At 62.3% G+C, this 17,860-nt stretch carries 31 protein-coding genes and 2 tRNA genes; 14 read left to right on the top strand and 19 right to left on the bottom strand.

Annotation, left to right across the window (positions count from 1 at the left end):
* Positions 1 to 199 precede the first annotated feature (199 nt).
* A complete protein-coding gene (locus ACSHT2_RS02385) occupies positions 200 to 1,366 on the top strand; it encodes an OpgC domain-containing protein (protein ID WP_440640214.1) in 1,167 nt (388 codons plus the stop codon).
* A gap of 166 nt (positions 1,367 to 1,532) precedes the next feature.
* On the top strand, positions 1,533 to 1,958 hold the full coding sequence (locus tag ACSHT2_RS02380; protein ID WP_440640213.1) for a translational machinery protein: 426 nt from the start codon (positions 1,533 to 1,535) through the stop codon (positions 1,956 to 1,958).
* Positions 1,959 to 2,031: 73 nt separating this feature from the next.
* On the opposite strand, the gene ACSHT2_RS02375 is transcribed toward ACSHT2_RS02380, so the two are convergent.
* Entirely contained in the window at positions 2,032 to 2,226 is a 195-nt protein-coding gene (locus tag ACSHT2_RS02375) for a hypothetical protein (RefSeq protein WP_319332582.1), read from the bottom strand.
* A 564-nt stretch (positions 2,227 to 2,790) separates the two neighbouring features.
* Complete coding sequence (locus tag ACSHT2_RS02370; RefSeq protein WP_440640212.1) at positions 2,791 to 2,988, bottom strand: hypothetical protein; 198 nt, start codon at positions 2,986 to 2,988, stop codon at positions 2,791 to 2,793.
* Here ACSHT2_RS02370 and ACSHT2_RS02365 point away from each other — a divergent pair.
* Both ACSHT2_RS02365 and ACSHT2_RS02360 read left to right on the top strand, forming a co-directional pair.
* A complete protein-coding gene (locus ACSHT2_RS02365; protein ID WP_440640211.1) occupies positions 2,987 to 3,475 on the top strand; it encodes a hypothetical protein in 489 nt (162 codons plus the stop codon). The genes ACSHT2_RS02370 and ACSHT2_RS02365 overlap by 2 nt on opposite strands.
* 76 nt (positions 3,476 to 3,551) lie before the next feature.
* Entirely contained in the window at positions 3,552 to 3,713 is a 162-nt protein-coding gene (locus tag ACSHT2_RS02360) for an RNA-binding protein (protein ID WP_246789698.1), read from the top strand.
* Positions 3,714 to 3,767: 54 nt separating this feature from the next.
* Here the strand turns inward: ACSHT2_RS02360 and ACSHT2_RS02355 are convergent.
* The 4 genes from ACSHT2_RS02355 to ACSHT2_RS02340 all read right to left on the bottom strand — a co-directional run bounded on the left by ACSHT2_RS02355 (position 3,768) and on the right by ACSHT2_RS02340 (position 6,175).
* Positions 3,768 to 3,844 (bottom strand) — tRNA-Pro (locus ACSHT2_RS02355).
* 105 nt (positions 3,845 to 3,949) lie between these two features.
* Positions 3,950 to 4,435, bottom strand: coding sequence for a DUF192 domain-containing protein (locus ACSHT2_RS02350; protein ID WP_319332564.1), 486 nt, complete (start codon positions 4,433 to 4,435; stop codon positions 3,950 to 3,952).
* Positions 4,436 to 4,549: 114 nt separating this feature from the next.
* Positions 4,550 to 5,212, bottom strand: coding sequence for a cold-shock protein (locus ACSHT2_RS02345; protein ID WP_319332562.1), 663 nt, complete (start codon positions 5,210 to 5,212; stop codon positions 4,550 to 4,552).
* Positions 5,213 to 5,413: 201 nt separating this feature from the next.
* A complete protein-coding gene (locus ACSHT2_RS02340; RefSeq protein WP_440640210.1) occupies positions 5,414 to 6,175 on the bottom strand; it encodes an SIR2 family NAD-dependent protein deacylase in 762 nt (253 codons plus the stop codon).
* A 252-nt stretch (positions 6,176 to 6,427) separates the two neighbouring features.
* Between ACSHT2_RS02340 and ACSHT2_RS02335 the strand changes: the two genes are divergently transcribed.
* Positions 6,428 to 6,592, top strand: a complete 165-nt coding sequence (locus ACSHT2_RS02335) for a hypothetical protein (protein ID WP_271528287.1) — start codon at positions 6,428 to 6,430, stop codon at positions 6,590 to 6,592.
* A 79-nt stretch (positions 6,593 to 6,671) separates the two neighbouring features.
* Here the strand turns inward: ACSHT2_RS02335 and ACSHT2_RS02330 are convergent, their stop codons facing one another.
* Positions 6,672 to 6,959, bottom strand: coding sequence for a hypothetical protein (locus tag ACSHT2_RS02330; protein ID WP_440640209.1), 288 nt, complete (start codon positions 6,957 to 6,959; stop codon positions 6,672 to 6,674).
* A gap of 194 nt (positions 6,960 to 7,153) precedes the next feature.
* On the opposite strand from ACSHT2_RS02330, the gene ACSHT2_RS02325 reads away from it, so the two are divergent.
* Positions 7,154 to 7,471 carry a hypothetical protein gene (locus tag ACSHT2_RS02325; protein ID WP_440640208.1) on the top strand — a complete coding sequence of 106 codons (318 nt, stop codon included), beginning with the start codon at positions 7,154 to 7,156 and terminating at the stop codon, positions 7,469 to 7,471.
* Positions 7,472 to 7,558: 87 nt separating this feature from the next.
* Positions 7,559 to 7,684, top strand: a complete 126-nt coding sequence (locus ACSHT2_RS02320; protein ID WP_124160853.1) for a hypothetical protein — start codon at positions 7,559 to 7,561, stop codon at positions 7,682 to 7,684.
* On the opposite strand, the gene ACSHT2_RS02315 is transcribed toward ACSHT2_RS02320, so the two are convergent.
* The 4 genes from ACSHT2_RS02315 to ACSHT2_RS02300 all read right to left on the bottom strand — a co-directional run bounded on the left by ACSHT2_RS02315 (position 7,681) and on the right by ACSHT2_RS02300 (position 9,463).
* Positions 7,681 to 7,878, bottom strand: coding sequence for a hypothetical protein (locus tag ACSHT2_RS02315; protein WP_440640207.1), 198 nt, complete (start codon positions 7,876 to 7,878; stop codon positions 7,681 to 7,683). The two genes, ACSHT2_RS02320 and ACSHT2_RS02315, sit on opposite strands and share 4 nt — an antisense overlap.
* 615 nt (positions 7,879 to 8,493) lie before the next feature.
* Positions 8,494 to 8,628 (bottom strand): hypothetical protein, encoded by a 135-nt coding sequence (locus tag ACSHT2_RS02310; RefSeq protein ID WP_440640206.1) that lies wholly within the window; start codon positions 8,626 to 8,628, stop codon positions 8,494 to 8,496.
* 10 nt (positions 8,629 to 8,638) lie between these two features.
* Positions 8,639 to 8,902 carry a hypothetical protein gene (locus ACSHT2_RS02305; RefSeq protein ID WP_440640205.1) on the bottom strand — a complete coding sequence of 88 codons (264 nt, stop codon included), beginning with the start codon at positions 8,900 to 8,902 and terminating at the stop codon, positions 8,639 to 8,641.
* A gap of 264 nt (positions 8,903 to 9,166) precedes the next feature.
* Positions 9,167 to 9,463, bottom strand: a complete 297-nt coding sequence (locus tag ACSHT2_RS02300) for an HU family DNA-binding protein (RefSeq protein ID WP_018323108.1) — start codon at positions 9,461 to 9,463, stop codon at positions 9,167 to 9,169.
* Between the two features lie 412 nt (positions 9,464 to 9,875).
* On the opposite strand from ACSHT2_RS02300, the gene ACSHT2_RS02295 reads away from it, so the two are divergent.
* Both ACSHT2_RS02295 and ACSHT2_RS02290 read left to right on the top strand, forming a co-directional pair.
* A complete protein-coding gene (locus tag ACSHT2_RS02295; protein ID WP_124160850.1) occupies positions 9,876 to 10,178 on the top strand; it encodes a hypothetical protein in 303 nt (100 codons plus the stop codon).
* A gap of 277 nt (positions 10,179 to 10,455) precedes the next feature.
* Positions 10,456 to 10,725: a hypothetical protein gene (locus ACSHT2_RS02290; protein ID WP_440640204.1), complete on the top strand. Its 270-nt coding sequence runs from the start codon at positions 10,456 to 10,458 to the stop codon at positions 10,723 to 10,725.
* Positions 10,726 to 10,973: 248 nt separating this feature from the next.
* Here ACSHT2_RS02290 and ACSHT2_RS02285 read toward each other — a convergent pair whose 3' ends face one another.
* From ACSHT2_RS02285 to ACSHT2_RS02275, 3 genes are all read right to left on the bottom strand, one after another.
* Positions 10,974 to 11,138, bottom strand: a complete 165-nt coding sequence (locus tag ACSHT2_RS02285; protein WP_440640203.1) for a hypothetical protein — start codon at positions 11,136 to 11,138, stop codon at positions 10,974 to 10,976.
* Positions 11,139 to 11,920: 782 nt separating this feature from the next.
* Entirely contained in the window at positions 11,921 to 12,148 is a 228-nt protein-coding gene (locus ACSHT2_RS02280; protein WP_124160848.1) for a hypothetical protein, read from the bottom strand.
* Entirely contained in the window at positions 12,142 to 12,375 is a 234-nt protein-coding gene (locus tag ACSHT2_RS02275) for a hypothetical protein (protein ID WP_440640202.1), read from the bottom strand. Before ACSHT2_RS02275 ends, ACSHT2_RS02280 begins: the two co-directional genes overlap by 7 nt.
* 298 nt (positions 12,376 to 12,673) lie before the next feature.
* Between ACSHT2_RS02275 and ACSHT2_RS02270 the strand changes: the two genes are divergently transcribed.
* Positions 12,674 to 12,982 (top strand): type II toxin-antitoxin system RelB/DinJ family antitoxin, encoded by a 309-nt coding sequence (locus ACSHT2_RS02270; RefSeq protein ID WP_440640201.1) that lies wholly within the window; start codon positions 12,674 to 12,676, stop codon positions 12,980 to 12,982.
* On the top strand, positions 12,979 to 13,272 hold the full coding sequence (locus tag ACSHT2_RS02265; protein ID WP_440640200.1) for a type II toxin-antitoxin system RelE/ParE family toxin: 294 nt from the start codon (positions 12,979 to 12,981) through the stop codon (positions 13,270 to 13,272). Before ACSHT2_RS02270 ends, ACSHT2_RS02265 begins: the two co-directional genes overlap by 4 nt.
* A gap of 30 nt (positions 13,273 to 13,302) precedes the next feature.
* Here ACSHT2_RS02265 and ACSHT2_RS02260 read toward each other — a convergent pair whose 3' ends face one another.
* Both ACSHT2_RS02260 and ACSHT2_RS02255 read right to left on the bottom strand, forming a co-directional pair.
* The gene (locus tag ACSHT2_RS02260) at positions 13,303 to 13,977 is read right to left on the bottom strand and encodes a transposase (RefSeq protein ID WP_440640199.1); all 675 of its coding nucleotides are present in this window, start codon (positions 13,975 to 13,977) and stop codon (positions 13,303 to 13,305) included.
* Positions 13,978 to 14,352: 375 nt separating this feature from the next.
* Positions 14,353 to 14,859, bottom strand: a complete 507-nt coding sequence (locus ACSHT2_RS02255) for a hypothetical protein (RefSeq protein ID WP_440640198.1) — start codon at positions 14,857 to 14,859, stop codon at positions 14,353 to 14,355.
* A 337-nt stretch (positions 14,860 to 15,196) separates the two neighbouring features.
* On the opposite strand from ACSHT2_RS02255, the gene ACSHT2_RS02250 reads away from it, so the two are divergent.
* Together ACSHT2_RS02250 and ACSHT2_RS02245 are read left to right on the top strand one after the other, a co-directional pair.
* Positions 15,197 to 15,649: a VOC family protein gene (locus ACSHT2_RS02250; RefSeq protein ID WP_440640197.1), complete on the top strand. Its 453-nt coding sequence runs from the start codon at positions 15,197 to 15,199 to the stop codon at positions 15,647 to 15,649.
* Positions 15,650 to 15,937: 288 nt separating this feature from the next.
* Positions 15,938 to 16,576 carry a glutathione S-transferase family protein gene (locus tag ACSHT2_RS02245; RefSeq protein WP_440640196.1) on the top strand — a complete coding sequence of 213 codons (639 nt, stop codon included), beginning with the start codon at positions 15,938 to 15,940 and terminating at the stop codon, positions 16,574 to 16,576.
* Between the two features lie 219 nt (positions 16,577 to 16,795).
* Here the strand turns inward: ACSHT2_RS02245 and ACSHT2_RS02240 are convergent, their stop codons facing one another.
* From ACSHT2_RS02240 to ACSHT2_RS02230, 3 genes are read right to left on the bottom strand one after another with little or no spacing between them, the layout of a single operon-like run.
* A complete protein-coding gene (locus tag ACSHT2_RS02240) occupies positions 16,796 to 16,963 on the bottom strand; it encodes a hypothetical protein (RefSeq protein WP_319337001.1) in 168 nt (55 codons plus the stop codon).
* A 5-nt stretch (positions 16,964 to 16,968) separates the two neighbouring features.
* On the bottom strand, positions 16,969 to 17,226 hold the full coding sequence (locus tag ACSHT2_RS02235; RefSeq protein ID WP_440640195.1) for a hypothetical protein: 258 nt from the start codon (positions 17,224 to 17,226) through the stop codon (positions 16,969 to 16,971).
* Between the two features lie 50 nt (positions 17,227 to 17,276).
* Positions 17,277 to 17,531, bottom strand: a complete 255-nt coding sequence (locus ACSHT2_RS02230) for a PilZ domain-containing protein (RefSeq protein ID WP_440640194.1) — start codon at positions 17,529 to 17,531, stop codon at positions 17,277 to 17,279.
* A gap of 222 nt (positions 17,532 to 17,753) precedes the next feature.
* Between ACSHT2_RS02230 and ACSHT2_RS02225 the strand changes: the two genes are divergently transcribed.
* Positions 17,754 to 17,828 (top strand) — tRNA-Glu (locus tag ACSHT2_RS02225).
* Positions 17,829 to 17,860: the final 32 nt, after the last annotated feature.

Here is a 17,860-nt window from a genome sequence, read left to right as displayed (position 1 = left end):
GTGGCAGTTGGTGGAAACCTCAGGGATAGTATAGAGAAACCGATCGGGACTTGATCGGTGATTCCGGCCCCCGGCCCCTCGCCAACGGTATAGTCATTATGCTGCACCGTGACAATTCCGTACCCGCCTTCCGCGCCGGGATTCCGCCCGGCGGCACGGCCTCATCAGCCTATCCGATCTCTTCGAGAGCTCCCGTCGCATGGCCTTCCTGAACATCAGTGCAACGCTTCCCGATAAGGGCCGCGATCTCCGGCTCGACCTGTTTCGCGGCGTCGCGAACTGGGCGATCTTTCTCGACCATATCCCCGACAACGTCGTGAACTGGATCACGACCCGCAACTACGGCTTTTCCGACGCGGCCGACCTGTTCGTCTTCATCTCCGGCTATACCGCCTCCTTCGTCTATGCGCGGATGATGCTGGAGCGCGGCTTCATCGTCGGCGCCACGCGGCTGACCAAGCGAGTCTGGCAGCTGTATGTCGCCCACATCATCCTGTTCGTGATCTACATCGCCTCGATCAGTTATCTGGCGTTGCGCTTCGGCGATTCCGAGATGATCAACGAGTTCAACGTCGCCGGCCTCGTCGACAACGCCACCGAGACGTTGCGCCAGGGCTTGTTCCTGCGCTTCAAGCCGCTCAATCTCGACGTGCTGCCCCTCTATATCGTGCTGATGGGCCTGTTTCCGCCGGTGCTGTGGTTCATGCTGCGCAAGCCCGACCTGACGATGGTCTTGTCCATCGTGCTGTGGCTGACGGCGCGCCATTACGGCCTGAACCTGACCGCCTATCCGGCCGGCCAGTGGTACTTCAACCCCTATTGCTGGCAGGTGCTGTTCGTGTTCGGCGCCTGGTGCGCGTTGGGCGGGGCCCGGCGCTCCATGACGCTGATCAATTCGCCGATCACGCTGTGGGTCTGCCTCGGCTATCTCTTGTTCGCGCTGATCATGACCATGGCCGGCCGCTTCCCCGCCCTCGGCGGCATGTTCCCGGAATGGCTGTTCTCGGCCTTCAACCCGAATGACAAGACCAACCTTGCGCCGTACCGCTTCCTCCATTTCGTGGTGATCGTGATCCTGGTGATCCGCTTCGTGCCGAAGGAGTGGCCGGGGCTGGAGTGGAGGGTGTTCGATCCCCTGATCGTCTGCGGCCAGCAGTCGCTCGCGGTGTTCTGCGTCGGCGTGTTCCTGTCCTTCGTCGGCCATTTCGAACTGTCAATGAGCTCGGGCTCGCTGCTTGCGCAGATCTTCGTCAGTGTCGCCGGCATCGCGATCATGACGACGGTGGCCTATTACATCTCGTGGTCGAAGAAGCAGGACAAGCCGCTGAAGCCGCCACCGCCCAAGCCGGCGGCTGCGGCGGCCTGAGCCGGAGACGCCCTTCGGAGCGCGAGGTCCGGTAGCCACGCTTGCTGAGCCGAAGATCGCATTGACATGAGTCAACAGAAGCGGCGGCGCCGGCCGGCATAGTGTTGCCACGACATGCGCCGCCGCTCCGCCGTCGGCAACCTCCTCTGGCACAAGGCCCAAACACATGCCCTCTCATTTCCACGCCGTGGTATGGATCGACCATTCGCAGGCCCGGATCTTCCATCTCGGCCTGGGCGGCTCGGACGAAGTCACGCTGCATCCACAACTGCCCACACGTCATCTTCATCACAAGGCCAATGCGATCGGCAGCGGCCATGCGGCCCCCGACAAGGCATTCTACACTGAGGTGACCAAAGCCATCGCCGATGCCGGCGAGATCCTCATCATCGGTCCGGCGAGCGCGAAGACGGAGCTTGCCAGCCACATTCACGCGAGCGCACCCGATCTGGCCAAGCGGATTGTCGCGGTGGAAGCGGCCGATCATCCCTCGGACGCCGAGATCGTCGCCTACGCGAAGCGCCACTTCAAGATGCCGCTGCCGCGCGTGCAAACGCCGGGATCAGCAATAGGCGAGCGACACTCGGGTTAGGACCGTACGGCCTCAACGATAGCGCAAGGTGCGATGATGGCGCGATGATGGTTCATCACGATCTCATCGCGCTTCAGGCCGCCTCTTCGCCGTCGAACTCGGTGAATTTCTTGTAGATCCAGTCCCGGCCGTCGTGGCGGCGCCACACCTTGCCGACCACGAACTGCCCATTGATGGAGCGGCGCGGCACGATCACTGTCCAGAGGTGCCAGATCTCGGTCCAGCTCGACTGCGGACCAACGGTCTTGAGGTTGCGATCAAAAGACATGTGGCAGAACTCGCTGGCGCAGAACTCAACTGATGGGCACGCCGCGACGAACCGTGACCTGTGGTCGCTCAGATTGAAGGCAGCCCATCGCGAGCCGGGACCGACCTGATCACAGCCACCCAAGCGGCCGCAACAACCGCTCGCCTTTAACCTAACCGATCAACCTTACTTCCTGGGATGGAGCGGCACGATCGTTTGAAAGCCGCGGCCGGGTTTTCTGGAAGGCCCGCGATTTGAGAACGAACGCTGTCTTGGCGCTTGGTGGTTTTTTCCAGAACTGACCAGCCCGGCCGGAAAAGCGCAACGCCGCGCAAGCGGAATATCATCGCTTGGCGGCGTCCGTTAGGCATTGGGCGCTGAAATCCCCAACACCCATATGTCTGTGGCAGCAGCCAAAGGTTCGATGAATCTTTGGCAATTCTGCGCCGCGCAGCCCCTCAGCAACGCCTTGAAAAATCGCGCAGAAGTCGTGTTGCGCAGACTATGAGCGCCAGGGCTTCAAAGGGCTCGGACAGACCCCGCAAACGACTCATCCGCAATATGCCGCCTGCCCTGCCTCGGCGATCAAGCCGACTGGGACGTGGCGCTGGCGCTGGAGGCGCTGCCGGACGCGTTCTGGGCATTTGTCCCGAGCGCGCCTTGCGCGTTGTAGGTCTGCCCGGACGGACTGCCCTGACTGCCTTGCGTGCTCGCGGAGGTCTCGACCTCTGTGGTGCCGTCGGAATAGGTGATGGTGGTGGTGGTGACGCCGTCGATAGTCATGGAGACCTCGCTGACGATGGTCTTGGCCGAGCCGCCGCCGGATCCCGAGCTTCCACCCGCCGATTGCGAGGACGATTCCGACGAGGTCGATGAGGCGGCCTCCGTCGACGAGGCCGCAGACGTCGAGGATGCCGTAGACGTTGGGGATGCCGCAGACGACGACGCCGTCGCGGTAGACGCGGACGTCGTCAGGGCTGCGGTGGTGGATGCAATCGCGCCGATCGACATGGAGACCTCGCTCGAAGGAGACCTCGGGCACAGTGCCAGTTGCGCGCCCGATCCTCCCTTCAACGCACACACCCCGCAAACCAGGCGCGGTGCTGCGAAAAATTCGGCCCGGCAGACATTTTACGGGCTCGGCCGGAGCAACCAAACGCAGCACCGTGCGTTGCAGGTTTTTCCCAGCGATCGCGAGGCGTCCGTGAATGTCAACGATCAGCGCGCGCCCGCCATGGACGGACAGTCATCTCGTCTCACGTCCGTGTGAGCAGGAGCGCGGCCGGTGAATTTCTGCGAGCGAGCCGAGACCAATGATGAGCAGGCCGGATGGCCAAGGGGGAGCAGTGAGCCAGATCGATACGACCGAGAAACTATCCGACGTCCCGGAGACCGGAAGCTCGCTGTTGCCGCTCTGCGGACTTGGCGTGGCCGGGATTGCAATGCTGGGCTGGATCTGCGCCCTCGCCTGGGGCGCCTGGCGGGTTGTTGACTGGCTGCTGTTCTGAGCGGAGTTGCGGTCGCAGCTCTGCGATCCCATGCCCTGCGAGCCTTCTCGGGACTGGTCGGGGCAGCTGGATTCGAACCAACGACCTGCAGTACCCAAAACTGCCGCGCTACCAGGCTGCGCTATACCCCGACTGTCCGGCGAGCCCCGTCGATACACGCTTCCCGAGGCGTCAGCAAGCTGCCAACGAGGCTCCAAAGCCAGCAGCGCGGCCGGCAATAGCCGGACCTTCCCGCCCTATTTACTGCCGAACAAGGGATGGCCGACGCGGTCGCCGGGGCGGATGCCGTACTTCTGTGCCGTTCCCGCCACCACCTCCAGCACGGCCCGGGCGGGTCCCCGGGACGAGATGATCTTGGTCGACAGCGGCTCGGTGTTCTCGGCGATGCGCAGGATGCGGCCGTCGGCGCGGATGAAGATCATGTCGAGCGAGACATAGGTGTTCTTCATCCACATCGACACCTCCTGCTCGGGATTGAAGTCGAACAGCATGCCTTTGCCGTCCGGCAGTTCCTTGCGATACATCAGGCCGGTCTGCTTCTCCTCCTCGGTCGTCGCCATTTCCACCGAGAACACCTGCACCCCGTTCTTTGTGACGATCTCGAGCGGCTGGAAGCTGGCGGCGCCGACGGGCGCGCTGGCGACGACACAGCCAATGATGACGAGGATGGCGGCAAGCCAGCCCTTTGCAACGGACCAGGCGGCCTTTCGATCAGAATTCATGGGGCTCTCGAGGCGTGGGGACTGGGCCAGTCCTACGCGGCGGCCAGCGGAAAAGGAAGAGGCGCGCCGGCCTGCCGGCACGCCTCTGCTCACGATTGCGAGAATTGGTGCTCTTTAGTGCGACTGCAATCCCGGCGATCCGGTCTCGGGATGGATCTCCGCCGCCATCATGCCCTTGGAGCCGGGCCCGAAGCGAACCAGGACGTACTGGCCCGGCCTGAGTTCAGTCATGCCGAAGCGGCGCAGTGTCTCCATGTGCACGAAAATGTCGGGCGTGCCCTCGCCGCAGGTCAGGAATCCGAAGCCGCGCAGCCGGTTGAACCATTTGACCTGAGCCCGCTCCAGCCCGCTGGTCGGAGTGACCGTGACATGGGTGCGCGGCGGCAACATCTGCGCCGGATGGATCGCGGTCGACTCGTCCATCGAAACCACGCGGAAGGCCTGGTAACCCTTGGCGCGCTGAATGCACTCGACGACGATGCGGGCGCCTTCATAAGCGGTCTGGAAGCCGTCGCGCCTGAGCACGGTCACGTGCAGGAGCACATCGGGCCAGCCATTGTCAGGAACGATGAAGCCATAGCCTTTGGAGGCGTCGAACCATTTGATGACGCCATGGACCTCGACGAGATTGGCGCTGGTCTCACCGAGCCCGCTGAAGGGACTGAGCCCGCTATCGCGAGCGACACCGCCGTGCTCGCCCGGCGTCATCCGCCCGGGCGATACTCCCTGCCCGGGAACTCCGAGCTTCTTGGACTCAAATCCGTCCGACGACCCCATAACCCCGGACCCCACACTGCCATTGCGGCCCGCCACATTGGCGGCGCTCGAATCACGCGTCTTATGAAAAACTTCTCAATTCGACGCGACGCGAATCTTTCGACTCAAAAGATAACACTCCCGGTTGCGAGGCATAGACAAAAAAGAGATTCGCCGGAACCTATGAACAGCTTGCATTGCAGCGAATCAAATTGATTCGTCTCAATTGCCGACGAAGGGACCGAGCGTTTCGCCGATGTCGTGATGGATGACGAGGTCGGCAATGTCGTCCTGCTCGGTCGGCTCGCGGTTGATGATGACCAGACGTGCACCGGCGCGCTTGGCCATGATCGGAAAGCCCGCGGCCGGCCAGACCACGAGCGAGGAACCGATCGCGATGAAGAGGTCGCAGGATTGCGACAGCGCGGTTGCGCGTTGCATTTCGTCATCCGGCATCATCTGACCGAAGGAGATCGTGGCGGTCTTCACCGGCTCGTCGCACGCCGTGCAGTTTGGCGCCGCGCCGTCGCCGTCGAAACGGCGCCTCACCCAGTCCAGCGGATAGGCCTGCCCACATCCGATGCATCGCGCAAAAGTAGTATTTCCATGAAGCTCAACCACGTGCTCGGCGGCGAAGCCCGAGGCCTGGTGCAGATTGTCGATGTTCTGCGTGATGACGGCGGGAACCTTGCCGGCGCGGTAGAGCGATGCCAGCGCGCGATGGCCGCGACCGGGCTTCGCCGCAGCGAACACCTCCTCCATCGCGAAGCGGCGGCGCCAGGCCTCGTTGCGCGCTTCGCGGCTCGCGACGAATTCGTCGAACGGAATCGGACGGTTACGCGTCCAAATTCCGCCCGGGGAGCGGAAGTCGGGAATGCCGCATTCGGTCGAGATGCCAGCGCCGGTGAACGGCACGATTGCCCTGGCCTCGGCGATCATGTCGCCGAGCAGTTCGACGCCGCTCTGAAGATCCGATGCGATCAATCGCGCCTCCCGACTCGTTTTGCCTGACAGCAACATGCACAAGCGACAAGATCATTGACGTACTTATCAAGCGCGAACGCAGTTCGCTCGGCAATTTTTTCCGGCCTTCGCTTATCACATTCCTGCAATGCCTCCTCCCCATTGACGCCCCATTCAGGAGCGCCAATGGATGTGTTGACGCGACTCAACGTGATTGCGGCGGCAGCGCTTGAGTTCAGATTTGCACGTACTCAGGTGTAGAGGGGATTTGACATGACCGAAGACGAAGAACGCAAAGCGCGTGAGCGCGATGAGATCGCCGCCCGTGTCGCCGCCTTCCGTGCCACGCAAGAGAAGTTCCAGCGCGAGCGCGAAGAATATTTCGTGTCGACGCTGGAGAACGCCCGCAAGGTCGAGCGGCCATCGCTCTGGCCATAGGATCGTCGCGCAGGCAAACGCGACGATAGGCGAATGAAAAAAGCCCGGAGCAGCGCTCCGGGCTTTTCGCTATCGGCGACTACCAATGGCGCCAGTGGTGATGGCGGTAGTACGGCCCGCCGCCGTAATAGGCGTAAGGGCCGGGTCCGTAATAATAGCTCGGGCCGCCATAATAGCCGTAACGGGGACCGTAGTAGCCATACGGCCGGGAGGCTGCGACCGCACCCGCGGTGATGGCGCCGGCGGCAAGGCCGAACGCGAGGCCCGGGCCGATGCCGCGGCCGCGCGCCTCGGCCGGTGCGGGCGCCGCGACGGCGGTCACGCCGACGGCCGCGATGGTGGCCAGAACTGCCAATGTCTTCTTCATGCTCTTCTCCTTCGCGTCTTGGAAGATAACCGCGGGCGCCTGCGATGGTTGCGCGATCCGCGGAACCCCGGCGCGATCAAAAATGTCGGTGCAGCGGGAACGAAATCGCCGGGCGCGGATTGATCACCCAAGTGCGGGAGCCTCCGCCATCCGGGTTGAGGCAACAGCACGAAGACCCCGTCAGCATCTCCGCGATGCTGGCGGGGTTTTTCAGTTTAACGGGAGCCAATGGCAGCAGACCGCAATTGCTGCCAGCGGGGCGGACGATCGAGGAGGAAGGTTTGCCAATATCCGCTTTGCTGGCCCGTATCCGCAGATTGGTTCCCAGATCCGCCGATCAGCACTACGACGAGATCGTCCGCAGCTTCGGTGTCGGCACGCTGCGTCCGCCGCCGACGCCGATGACCGACGGCGAACTGGCGCGGGCGATCGCCGAGTTCCTGAAGGAGCAGCCGTCGAGCGAATCCGTCGCGGCCCTCGGCCGCCGGCTCGACCCCTCCTCGCGGGTTTGAGTTTCTTTTCGGGCGTAGGGAACCAGGATTGCGCGCGGACGTTGAGTTCTTTCTCGCGCTGAGCGAAAGAAAAAACTGAGGCCCGACATGCCCGCGTGGCTCGAAGTCTTGCTCAACCTGTCCGGCTATGCCGGCTTCGTGGCGCTCGCCTCGCGCGGCGCCGCCTGCCCGCAGGCGCCGGCCGACGATCGCATCTGCGGCGACGAACGCTAATTGGCGTACGACACCTGGCCCGCCGTGCGCACCAGCCGGTCGGCCTTGACCGCCACGCGCGTGTCCTCGGCCCGCGGCCGCAGCGAGAAGCTGATCACCACGAAAGCGAGACAGAACAGCGTGCCGACGACGGCGACGCGCCGGTAGGTGTGCCGGTCGCCTTGGTAAAAGGACGGCTCTGAAAAAGGTGTCATGACAAAATCGCTTCTTGGCAAAGTCGCTTCTTGCTTCTTGCCAGACACCTACCCCAACCCGAGGCAAGCGCAACGCGATTGGGCTTTTAACCTAACCGAATAGCGTTATCGGCGTCCGCGCAAGCTATCGTTAAGGCACATCAGAGGCGGCGCCTCTGCCGCCGGGACAGATGGACCGAGTTTGTTCCGGCTTCGACTCCATTTCGTTCTCGAAGAACGAATCGGAATCGCAGAAATCCGCACGACGCAGTTCTTAACAAACACTTTGCGACCGCGATCGGGCGAGCTCGCATCAATGCCGCTCCCTCGCCCCGCAGCCTTCGGAGAAGACACGGGCGGGACTGAGCCTTGCGTCACGCCGTCTCGTTCGGATACGCGCGGTCGCCATCGCCGCCGCCAGGCGCAACCTGTTCTGCATCCGACTCCATTTCGTTCTCGAGGAACGAATCGGAGTCGCGAAAACCAGTGCGGAGCGATTCCTAACGATCGATGAAAGCGCACCCTCACACATTCGGCGACGGGATGCTTTGCCGACAAATTCCTCGACGACCAGATCGAGGACGAGGCGTCAGAACGCGATCGCGCTTGCAGGTTGCCGCGTGTCGCCGATACGGATCAAGCCGCCCGCTTGGCGTTCTCTCTCGCGAAGCATTCGAGGATCTGGATGCGGAGCTCTTCTGCGGCAGGTCCCTCGAGCTTCCTGAGCTCGTTCCAGAGCCTGATCACTTCGCGCTGCTTTTCGACAGTCATGAGTCACCTCTCAAAGTCTTCCAAGGCGGCTCACACTAGAACAAAATGAGAACAAAAAGTCCAGCCCCTCGAACCAAATTTCCAGGCTGTCGCGTTGAACCTTTTCGGAACGGCAAAGACTCACGAAAGCTGGGGATTTCAGCGCCCAGTCACACGGCAGCGCCGCCTGACGAACATATTCCGTCACCGCGGCGCTGTTGCTTTTTGGATTTTCAACTTTAAGTTTGGGACACGGTTGGCGGCCAGGCGCTGAAATCCCAACGCCGTCAGCCAAGAGAGCCCCGCGCGAAAGCGCGGGGTTTTTCTTTTGAAGCTGGTGACCTGGCGAGGCGCGCGGACTGCACGCTATCGAAGCGAAGCCTCGCTCTTGCGCATTGACCGGCCGAAATTCGGCGCGCCGGCGACGGTGCGGCTCAGCCGTTCGGCCCCTCAGACGCCAGCATCGCGGGCTTCGTCATCGAGGCGCCGATGATCTGCGAGTTCTGCGAGAACGAAATCGCCTCACGAAAGTGCCCGCCGCAACGACATCTCCGGCGCCTCAGACGGCGTCCTTGGCGACCTTCAGCGGCGAGGCCTTGACCGATTTGCTTGCGGGCTTCGCCGCAAACTGCATCGGCTCCTTGGTGAAGGGATTGACGCCCATGCGGGCTTCGGTCGCCGGCTTGTTCACGACCGACATCTTCACGAAGCCGGGAATGACGAACTCGCCGGACTCGTTGAGCTCCTTGTAGCCGACAGTCGCCATGTACTCGATCACCGACTTCACGTCGTTCTTCGAAAGCTGCGTGCCCTCGGCAATTGCATCGATCAATTGGGTCTTCGTCATCTTCGCCATGTCTGAATTCCTTTGAATGGGGGGCGCGAGCAATTCCCGAAGAGGACGCGGCCGGACCGCGGGGGCGCGCTGCTGGTTCATGCCAGAAGTCATGAAGTGACCGGGCTTAGAACCCATCGAGGCCGAAAACGCAAGCACGGGTTCTCGGGCGCTCCCCGCCTCCTGTGAACGATATCCACCTTCTTTTTGAACCATTCGGCGGCCGGCGCGTCTTATGATTGAGATTCCCAAGCCTCACCCCATCAGAGCGCCACGCCTCCCCAGGCAGGGTTTTCGCTGTTGTGACTCCTGTCGATCGCGACCGCCATGTCACCTCCGCGTGAAACCTGTGGCTCGGCCCGCATTGTTGACGCTTCAGTAACCTAACGCGGCCAAGCTCCAGTCAGGTTCGTTGCGTTGGAGTATCCCCACAGTGCTGGATTTTAACGAGCTGCGTGAACTCGCGGCTGATGTTCGTATTTTCGTCGACGTCGCCGAAGACAAGGCCGAAGCGCTCAGGGCCGTCATCGCGGCTTACGATGTGGTGCTGGCGATCTTCCCCACTGAAGAGGGCATGGGCCTCCACGTCATCAAGGGCCGCGAGATCCTGGACGGGATTGCGAAGTCGCGGACACATGCGATGTACAGCCACACGGCGATCGCGGTTCCCGACCTCGCACATGCAGAAGCACTCAAGTTCCTGACGACACCTGTCGATCAACGGATCGCAGCCTAAAGCATGATCCGGAAAAGTGCGCAGCGGTTTTCCGAAAAGATCATGCTTAAACAACGACCTAAAGCGCGATGACGATTCATCCTCATCGCATCGCGCTTTAGTCGCTGATGCGAATGTGCCTGCCGCGAGGCAGTTGGCCGCATGCAAGAACCCGCGCCTGCTCGAATGAAGCGCGGGCCGCGGCGCTCCTGCTTCACAGAATTTCTTTTCCATCCAGTTCTTAGGAACATGATTTCCGCACTCCCGTTGGCTCCAGGCAACCAACCAGGAGTTTGCGATGAAGAAGATCATGATCGCCACCGCCGCCCTCGGTCTCATGTGCGGTTCCGCGTTTGCGCAGAACCAGACCGGCCCGGCCCCGCAGTCCAACAACATGCAGAAGCCCGGCATGAACAGCACGGACAAGGGCTCGATGAATCACGGCACGACCGGAATGAGCAGTGACGGCATGAGCAAGGGCGGAGTGGTGAGGCCGGACGCATCCGGTCAGGGCGGTTCGGGCCCGGGCAGCGAGGGCGGCACCAAGACGCGCAGCAACATGAAGTAAGCCAGCCTCCTGCGAGGCCTGCTGTTCGGCCGCGCCGATCCGCAACGGGGCGGCGGGTTCACCTCTCCCCAACGGGAGAGGTGAACCGAGTCCTTTGCGCGCATCGCTTCAATCAAAACTCACCCCGCTCACGACAGCTGCCCTTCAACTGAACGGAGGGATCTGTCATCGCCCGGCGCGATGCGCATCGGTTCGCCTCTGCATTCAGCGGAGCCGCGAGCAGAGAACATCTCTCCGACGTTTCCGCTTCAGTGATCCAGCAGAATGGCCGCCGAGCCGATCACGATGCAGGAGAGACCGACGATGGCGGTGGCGAGTTCGACCGCGTTCTCCCCGCGGAAGAATTTGATGTTCGCGTCCCGTACGACGCTAAGGAGCGTTTCCACGATCGCGCTGAGCAGGCCCTGAAGCATTCCAGTTGGTCACAGCCGATCTCGCCGAGGTTCACCCGCGGCCGTTCTCGGCAAGTCCGGCGCTGTGGATTTTCTTTTGAACTTTTGACCGGCTCGCGCGTCTTACAGTTGAAGCGTCCCCAAGCTTCACCCCCGACAGAGAACCCCGCTTCCCCCAGGCGGGGTTTTCGCTTTTGCGCGCTGCATCGGCTCGTCCGGAATTTCAAGCCTCTCTTTGCCGTTGACCCGGCTCCCCTCCCGAAGCACCTTTTCGGCGGGCAGGCTTTTGAGGAGGAGTTATGCCGAAAACCCTTGTGGAATTCAGAGCGCAGAACCTTCGTTTGCTGGAACGGCTTTGTCCCGATGATCCCAGATACATCCAGGCCTGGCTGAAGCAATTCGACGAGCAGAACGGGATTGCACCCGAAGCGCGTCCGAAGCCCGGCAAAACGCGAAGGACTTCTCCGCCGAGGAAGGTTGCTTCGCCCGGTCGGACCAGGTCAGCGCCCTCCTCCTCGGTCTCATCACGCTGATCGGCGCAACGACGAGCGCGCATGTCTTCGCCCTTGTTGGCCTTCGTAACGGGAGCGCAGGAGACGGTGCAATGACGTGAGGCCTGCGCGCCAGCGGCCATCGCCATTTTCCAGGGCGGCCACGCTTGGCGCACAGCTGCAATTGGGAGCACCGTCATCGCAATTTCGAACCGCACAAATTGACGGACACATCGCATCTCGAACGGGAGTGTTGAAACCAGCGATGTGCCCCGATGCGATGCACGAGCAACGACACGAGGGCACAGCCACTCACGGAATATCCGCGGCCTTCCGGTTGTCGCCGATTGAAACCGGCTTGTTCAGGAAATACTCGCGGTTGCCTGTCGCGGCCTCCGCGTACTGGTCGATGGCCACGATGATGGCCTGGACGTGCGCATAGCACCATCCTTCCCGCGTCGCCTTTCGGCGAACGTCCTCGAGTGCGGTCAGGAAGGGCGACAACTCTCTCTCGTCGTCGAACCACCGCCTGCTCACCATGTCCTCCCGCCGAGCACCCTGCCCTTGTTGTGATGCGGCTCTGCGCTCCTCAGCGCGTCACGCTGGGCGCAGAGACTTTCAACCTTCGCCTCCATCCGCGACAGCAGCGCCTCGGCCGAGGCGGTCCCGACGCCCGCCCGCTGCAGCTGCAGGATCTCCCTCCTCTGCCTGCCCATCTGGATGCGCATCCGTTCGATCTCCCGCCTGACAAAGTCCAGGTCCGGCATGTCCAGCCTCGCGATGTTGAATATGGCCGAAGAGAACAAAAACGGAACGAAGAGTCGAGTCCGACGTTTGACGGAAAAGGAGATTTGCGATGGCGGACAACACCCGGAAGGAACCCAACCCTGAGCACTGCTCGTTGTCTGCGCGAGCATTGAATCACGGAAATCAGGTATCCGGATTGGAATGTCCGAAATTGCGCAATCGAGGTCGTATCCGTTCCGGATGGCGCCTCGGTCACCGGCCGCCCTTGCACTCGTCATTCAATTGAATTACATCCCTATCGCATCCGAGGAGGCGAACATGGCCGCAAATGCCCTTGTCCAGACCCGCATCGACGCCGAAGTCCGTGATCGCGCCTCCGCCGTACTTGAGGAGATGGGGCTGACGGTATCGGACGCGGTACGCATCCTGCTGACCCGGACCGCCAATGAAGGCGCGCTACCGCTCGAACTCCTCACGAACAGCAAGGCTCATGACGCCTGGTTCCGCGCGAAGGTTCTAGAGGCGTTGAACGATACCCGGCCCGATGTCTCTGACGAACAGGCTGAAGCCCATTTCGCAGAGCGGCGCGCGGCGGCTCGGCGCAGGGCGGACGAACTGGAGTCGTGAAGCTCGTCTGGTCCGCCTTCGCGCTGTCGGACCGCGACGGCATCTTCACCCACATCGTGGCTGAAAATCCTCGGGCAGCCATAGCGCTCGACGAGCGGATCGCTGCCGCCGCGCATCGACTTGTCGAGTTTCCTGAGAGTGGGCGCCCTGGCCGTGTGGCCGGCACACGCGAGCTCGTCATTGTCGGTACCCCCTATGTCGCGGCCTATGCCGTAACGGAAAGCTCGATCCGGATATTGCGCATCCTGCACGGCGCCCAGAAGTGGCCCGATGAGCTTCCCGAAGATTGAGGGTGCAAGCCCCATTACGGTGACAGTGCACTAAATACCCCCCGACTCCACCGACGGCTTCGGCCCGCGCTTGGCGGGCTTGAGGACGCGCCCGGTCTGACGTTCGAGACGGCTAAGAAAGCGGCTGTCTCCAAGCGGCCGGCCGATGCTCTCGGCTGAACGCAGGGCGTCGAACAGATCGTCTTCCGGTTCGGTCGCCAGCAGATCGGCAAACTCTGGAAAACGATCGCGGATCGGCGCCAGCGCGGTCACGCCGTCCTCCCTGCCGCGCAAATGCGCGCGCGTGCTCGACCAGCGCCAGTCCTGTGCCCGCGGCACCAGGCGCGCCCGAACCGGATTGAGCGACACGTAGCGTAGCGCCGCCGCGAGATGTTCTTCGTCCATGGCAACAGCGCCGAACCGGCCCTGCCAGAAATGACCGGTGCGCTTACGTCGCGCGTGGATGATCCCGGCGTAGCTGCGGTGCACGCGCGAGAGCGCACGCCGTAGCCCGTCGGGATCGGACGGCACCAGGATCAGGTGCACGTGGTTCGGCATCAGGCACCAGGCCCACACCTCGACCCCGGCGTCCCTGCAATTCGCCGCAAGCAGGTCGCGATACAGCGCATAATCGCCGTCCTCGAAGAACGTGCGCCCCCGGCCATTGCCGCGCTGGGTGACATGGTGGGGGTGACCGGGGATGACGACGCGAGCGAGACGAGCCATGCTGCATCATGGCCGGGAAAGCCGCCGGCGTCAAATTAAGTGCACTGTCACCGTAATGCTGGAAGAGTTGTGGAAGCTGATGGTGAAGCGGTCAGGGCTTGACCTATGGGAAACATTCACCCGCGGCGAAGCCTCTCTGGAATTCATCGAGCATGTAAACCCAAGCACTCCATCGACGGTGCCACAATCATAGACGAGGAGCTTGCCAAAGATACTATGGCTGTAAGAGTGTGACCGCGGGGCGCTTGCTTACTTTCCTTGAACAAGGTTTGAAGTTTCGGTGACAGTCCAGCACTGTCACCGTAATTTCCTGACTCCTCTGCGGTGATCAGTCTACGCTTGACAGCGCCAATGGAGTCGACTGTCACCGGAATTTTACTCTTTCTTTGGGGGCGCAGCTACCGCCATGTCATATGTGGTCGTATCGCCATACGAGCCACTCGGCCCGACCTCCACACCCCACACGGGTACTTTCAAACTTCCACTCAGCTTCTTCACCAAGGTGACCTTGTAGTGGCAACCAACTGAACCGGCGCTATTTCCCAGCGCATAGGACAAGGTAGGATATTTTTGTTCTCCAAGGCATCGATAAACACCTACGCCTTCCGGGATAATGCGTTTCCTATATCCCCTGCAGACCGAGTAATTGTCTGGGTGAAGGTTGAATGTGATCCCCTCAGAGCTAGCCTCATTCAACTCTTCCTTGCTTAGATCTCCGGAAAAGCCGAAATCGAAGATCGGAAACTTGAATCCTCCTCCAATTCCTCCGTTGTTGGTGCGGCTATCCTTCCATGTCACCGCCATCTTTTTATCGAGTGGCAGATTTGCCTGTTGCAGCTTCTTACCGATCTTGCCTGCCTCACAACGCAACGAGTTGATCATGATGTCATCAGGTACGCCTTGGGCGAGCGCAAAACTGAAAAAAGTAACAGTGAAAATCGCTGAAATCGCACAAGTCTTCAAAGTCTACCCCCATTTCTGTGTAGAAAGAGCAGCAACTTAGCAACGCATCTCGGAGTTGTACAGTCAGGCAAGGCAGTACTGTTCAACGTAAGCTCCTTCGCTTCAATTCAGCACCTTCATCTCCGCGCGCTTGCCGCCGACGCTTCTCCCTTACGTGTCCTCGCCCCCTGCCCCTGCTCGCCTTTTCCTGCTATTTCCTACCCCCGCCGTCCCGGCCCAAGACAAAACCCTCCACCCGTTCCAGGGAGCCCCACCCATGCGATACCTCCACACCATGCTGCGCGTGCGCAATCTCGATGTCGCGCTGAAATTCTATGTTGATGCATTCGGCTTGAAGGAGGTGCGGCGGATCGAGAACGACAAGGGGCGCTTCACACTGGTGTTCCTGTGCACGGCGGACGATCTCGAGGCGCTGAAGAAGCAGCCGCCGACGCGCGGGGCGCCGCTGGTCGAGCTCACTTACAATTGGGACGAGGAGACCTACGGCGAGGATCGCTTCTTCGGCCATCTCGCCTATGAGGTCGACGACATCTACGCCACTTGCGAGAAGCTGATGAAGGCCGGCGTCACCATCAACCGTCCCCCGCGCGACGGCAACATGGCCTTCGTGCGCTCGCCGGACCTGCACTCGATCGAGCTGTTGCAGAAGGGCGATCCGAAGCCGCCGCAGGAGCCCTGGGCGTCGATGCCGAACACCGGTCACTGGTAGGTCTGCGCGCGGGAACAAGCGCTCACGGCCCGCGTTCACCCTCCAGTGAGACAATTGGAGGAGGATGCGATGGCGAGAGGGCTATTGCTGTGGATGATTGGCGTGCCGATCCCGGTGATCATTCTGTTGTGGCTGTTCTTCGGCCGCTGACCGTCAGGTTGAACTTTGCAACGAAAGCTCCGCCGCGTGCGGAGCTTTTTGCATGAGGGGCGCGCCGCAATCGCGCATCGCTCCGCGCAGCGAATTCCGCTATCACCCGCGGCAAGCGACAATGCGGGGAGACGCTTCATGCCTGATACCAAGCTGACGATCTGGGGCCGCGCCAATTCGGTCAACGTGCAGAAGGTGCTGTGGTGTCTCACCGAGCTTGACCTCGCTTGCGAGCGCATCGACGCGGGCATGCAATACGGCAAGACCCGCGAGACGGACTATCTCGCGATGAACCCCAATGCGCGGATCCCGACGCTGGTCGAGGGCGACTTCGTGCTGTGGGAGTCCAATTCGATCATGCGCTACCTCTGCCTCGCGCATGGAAGCGGCACGCCGATCTACCCGGAGGCGCCGAAGCAGCGCGCCTCGGTCGACCGCTGGCTCGACTGGACGCTGTCGACCGTGCAGCCGGTCGACCGCCCGGTGTTCTGGGGCATCGTGCGCACGGCGCCCGCCGAGCGCGACATGATCCAGGTGCAGCGCGATGCCGATGCCGCCGCCGAGGTCTGGGCCATCGCCGACCGCCTGCTCTCATCGCGCCGCTTCATCGAGGGTGATGCGTTCACGCTGGCCGACATCGCGATCGGGTCCTATGCACGTCGCTGGCTCGGCGTCGAAGGCATCAGCCGGCCCGCGAAGCCGCACCTCACCCGCTGGCTCGCCGAGCTCGGCAAACGGCCCGGATTTGCTCAATTCGTCGCACCGCCGATGTCGTGACCGCCGGCAGGGTGCAAGCTGCGGCGATCCGCGCGAGCGGAGGTGATGTCTGAGCAAGCCGCGCGATCTATCGGCCGCACCTTTCAACGATGACATCATACCCCTGTTTTGCCCGACGCGTCAAAGCCATCTTCGCAAATTCCTAAAAACGCAATGACCTGCGTTTGCCCGTGACTTGGCTACTGTGCATGGGGTTGTTTTCGCAGTTTTGTCGGGGCTTCAGCGCCAGCCGCGCTCGACCAGCAGGACGGCGATGATGAGCACCAGCGTCACCACGGCGGTCGCCAGCCGGGCCGTCCAGCTCAGCCCGCGGCCGACCCACCACAGCAACGCGCAGTACATCAGCACGGGAACGATGAGGTCGAGCCGCACCAGATCCGCCGGCATGGGCGCTAGCGCCTGACGCTGGTGTCGATGCTGATCGAGCCACCGATCTTCACGCAGGTCCCGGTGCCCTCGACCATGACGAAGCGCGGGCCGTAGGAGGCGCAGGAGCCCGCCTTTGCCTTGGCGGCGGCGCCCTTCAGCGGCAGCGCCCTTCCGGTCTCCCGGCCCGCTAGCGGCCGCTCGGCAGGCGGCAGGCGCAAGGCCTCCGCGGCGGCCGCAGATGTCGCCGCGAACGAGATCAGGATGAGGAGCAGCGTGCGCATGGCGGCGTTCTAACCCGGACAGGTGCCGCGCGCCATCGCCGCGTCCGCGATCAGATGAACCTGACGCCGGCCGACTTGCCGCGGCGCCAGACCACCTGACAGCTCCGCCCGGTGCGCGCGTCGCGTGCGAACGCCATCCGGATCACGCCCGGAAGCTGACTGGCGTCCTCGTCCATCGTGATCTTCGCGCCCGTGTCCGAAATGTCCTGGACCAGGCAATGCCGCGCGGCGAAGCCGCCGTCGAGCGTGATCCAGGCGTGCTGCGACAGCAGCTTGCGGGCTGCGCGCTTTTTCGGCGGTGGCATTGGAAAATCTCCCGCTCCAGCGCTACGCAGGGAACCCTAAGAAACCGTTGAAATCGCCTCCTGATAATCCCGGGACCGGCGCTGTCCACGGGTGCCAAAAGTCCGTTCCCGAACGGCTTGCCCGGGAGCGCAAAGGCCACTATACGTTCGCCCGCTGCAAGCCGCCGGGCCCTGTTCGGCCGGCCAGCGGCCGTGCCGCGGAAAGCGGCGGGGCCTGCGTTTGCTCCCTTCGTCTATCGGTTAGGACGCCACCCTTTCACGGTGGAGAGAGCGGTTCGATTCCGCTAGGGAGCGCCAGCTGCGCGAGGCTCGCCAAAGGCGACAAATCC

It is taken from the genome of Bradyrhizobium sp. PUT101, assembly GCF_052043945.1.
GTDB lineage: Bacteria > Pseudomonadota > Alphaproteobacteria > Rhizobiales > Xanthobacteraceae > Bradyrhizobium.
The sequence above is the reverse complement of the archived record's forward strand: the minus strand, read 5'-3'. Positions and strand labels throughout refer to the sequence as shown.

Bases quoted from the DNA above. Each gene is read 5' to 3' on its own strand.
- ACSHT2_RS02385 (WP_440640214.1), top strand. From the start codon at position 200: ATGGCCTTCCTGAACATCAGTGCAACGCTTCCCGATAAGGGCCGCGAT.
- ACSHT2_RS02380 (WP_440640213.1), top strand. From the start codon at position 1,533: ATGCCCTCTCATTTCCACGCCGTGGTATGGATCGACCATTCGCAGGCC.
- ACSHT2_RS02375 (WP_319332582.1), bottom strand. From the start codon at position 2,226: ATGTCTTTTGATCGCAACCTCAAGACCGTTGGTCCGCAGTCGAGCTGG.
- ACSHT2_RS02365 (WP_440640211.1), top strand. From the start codon at position 2,987: ATGGAGACCTCGCTGACGATGGTCTTGGCCGAGCCGCCGCCGGATCCC.
- ACSHT2_RS02370 (WP_440640212.1), bottom strand. From the start codon at position 2,988: ATGACTATCGACGGCGTCACCACCACCACCATCACCTATTCCGACGGC.
- ACSHT2_RS02350 (WP_319332564.1), bottom strand. From the start codon at position 4,435: ATGAATTCTGATCGAAAGGCCGCCTGGTCCGTTGCAAAGGGCTGGCTT.
- ACSHT2_RS02345 (WP_319332562.1), bottom strand. From the start codon at position 5,212: ATGGGGTCGTCGGACGGATTTGAGTCCAAGAAGCTCGGAGTTCCCGGG.
- ACSHT2_RS02335 (WP_271528287.1), top strand. From the start codon at position 6,428: ATGACCGAAGACGAAGAACGCAAAGCGCGTGAGCGCGATGAGATCGCC.
- ACSHT2_RS02330 (WP_440640209.1), bottom strand. From the start codon at position 6,959: ATGAAGAAGACATTGGCAGTTCTGGCCACCATCGCGGCCGTCGGCGTG.
- ACSHT2_RS02325 (WP_440640208.1), top strand. From the start codon at position 7,154: ATGCTGGCGGGGTTTTTCAGTTTAACGGGAGCCAATGGCAGCAGACCG.
- ACSHT2_RS02320 (WP_124160853.1), top strand. From the start codon at position 7,559: ATGCCCGCGTGGCTCGAAGTCTTGCTCAACCTGTCCGGCTATGCCGGC.
- ACSHT2_RS02315 (WP_440640207.1), bottom strand. From the start codon at position 7,878: ATGACACCTTTTTCAGAGCCGTCCTTTTACCAAGGCGACCGGCACACC.
- ACSHT2_RS02310 (WP_440640206.1), bottom strand. From the start codon at position 8,628: ATGACTGTCGAAAAGCAGCGCGAAGTGATCAGGCTCTGGAACGAGCTC.
- ACSHT2_RS02300 (WP_018323108.1), bottom strand. From the start codon at position 9,463: ATGGCGAAGATGACGAAGACCCAATTGATCGATGCAATTGCCGAGGGC.
- ACSHT2_RS02290 (WP_440640204.1), top strand. From the start codon at position 10,456: ATGAAGAAGATCATGATCGCCACCGCCGCCCTCGGTCTCATGTGCGGT.
- ACSHT2_RS02285 (WP_440640203.1), bottom strand. From the start codon at position 11,138: ATGCTTCAGGGCCTGCTCAGCGCGATCGTGGAAACGCTCCTTAGCGTC.
- ACSHT2_RS02280 (WP_124160848.1), bottom strand. From the start codon at position 12,148: ATGGTGAGCAGGCGGTGGTTCGACGACGAGAGAGAGTTGTCGCCCTTC.
- ACSHT2_RS02275 (WP_440640202.1), bottom strand. From the start codon at position 12,375: ATGCCGGACCTGGACTTTGTCAGGCGGGAGATCGAACGGATGCGCATC.
- ACSHT2_RS02270 (WP_440640201.1), top strand. From the start codon at position 12,674: ATGGCCGCAAATGCCCTTGTCCAGACCCGCATCGACGCCGAAGTCCGT.
- ACSHT2_RS02260 (WP_440640199.1), bottom strand. From the start codon at position 13,977: ATGGCTCGTCTCGCTCGCGTCGTCATCCCCGGTCACCCCCACCATGTC.
- ACSHT2_RS02255 (WP_440640198.1), bottom strand. From the start codon at position 14,859: ATGATCAACTCGTTGCGTTGTGAGGCAGGCAAGATCGGTAAGAAGCTG.
- ACSHT2_RS02250 (WP_440640197.1), top strand. From the start codon at position 15,197: ATGCGATACCTCCACACCATGCTGCGCGTGCGCAATCTCGATGTCGCG.
- ACSHT2_RS02245 (WP_440640196.1), top strand. From the start codon at position 15,938: ATGCCTGATACCAAGCTGACGATCTGGGGCCGCGCCAATTCGGTCAAC.
- ACSHT2_RS02240 (WP_319337001.1), bottom strand. From the start codon at position 16,963: ATGCCGGCGGATCTGGTGCGGCTCGACCTCATCGTTCCCGTGCTGATG.
- ACSHT2_RS02235 (WP_440640195.1), bottom strand. From the start codon at position 17,226: ATGCGCACGCTGCTCCTCATCCTGATCTCGTTCGCGGCGACATCTGCG.
- ACSHT2_RS02230 (WP_440640194.1), bottom strand. From the start codon at position 17,531: ATGCCACCGCCGAAAAAGCGCGCAGCCCGCAAGCTGCTGTCGCAGCAC.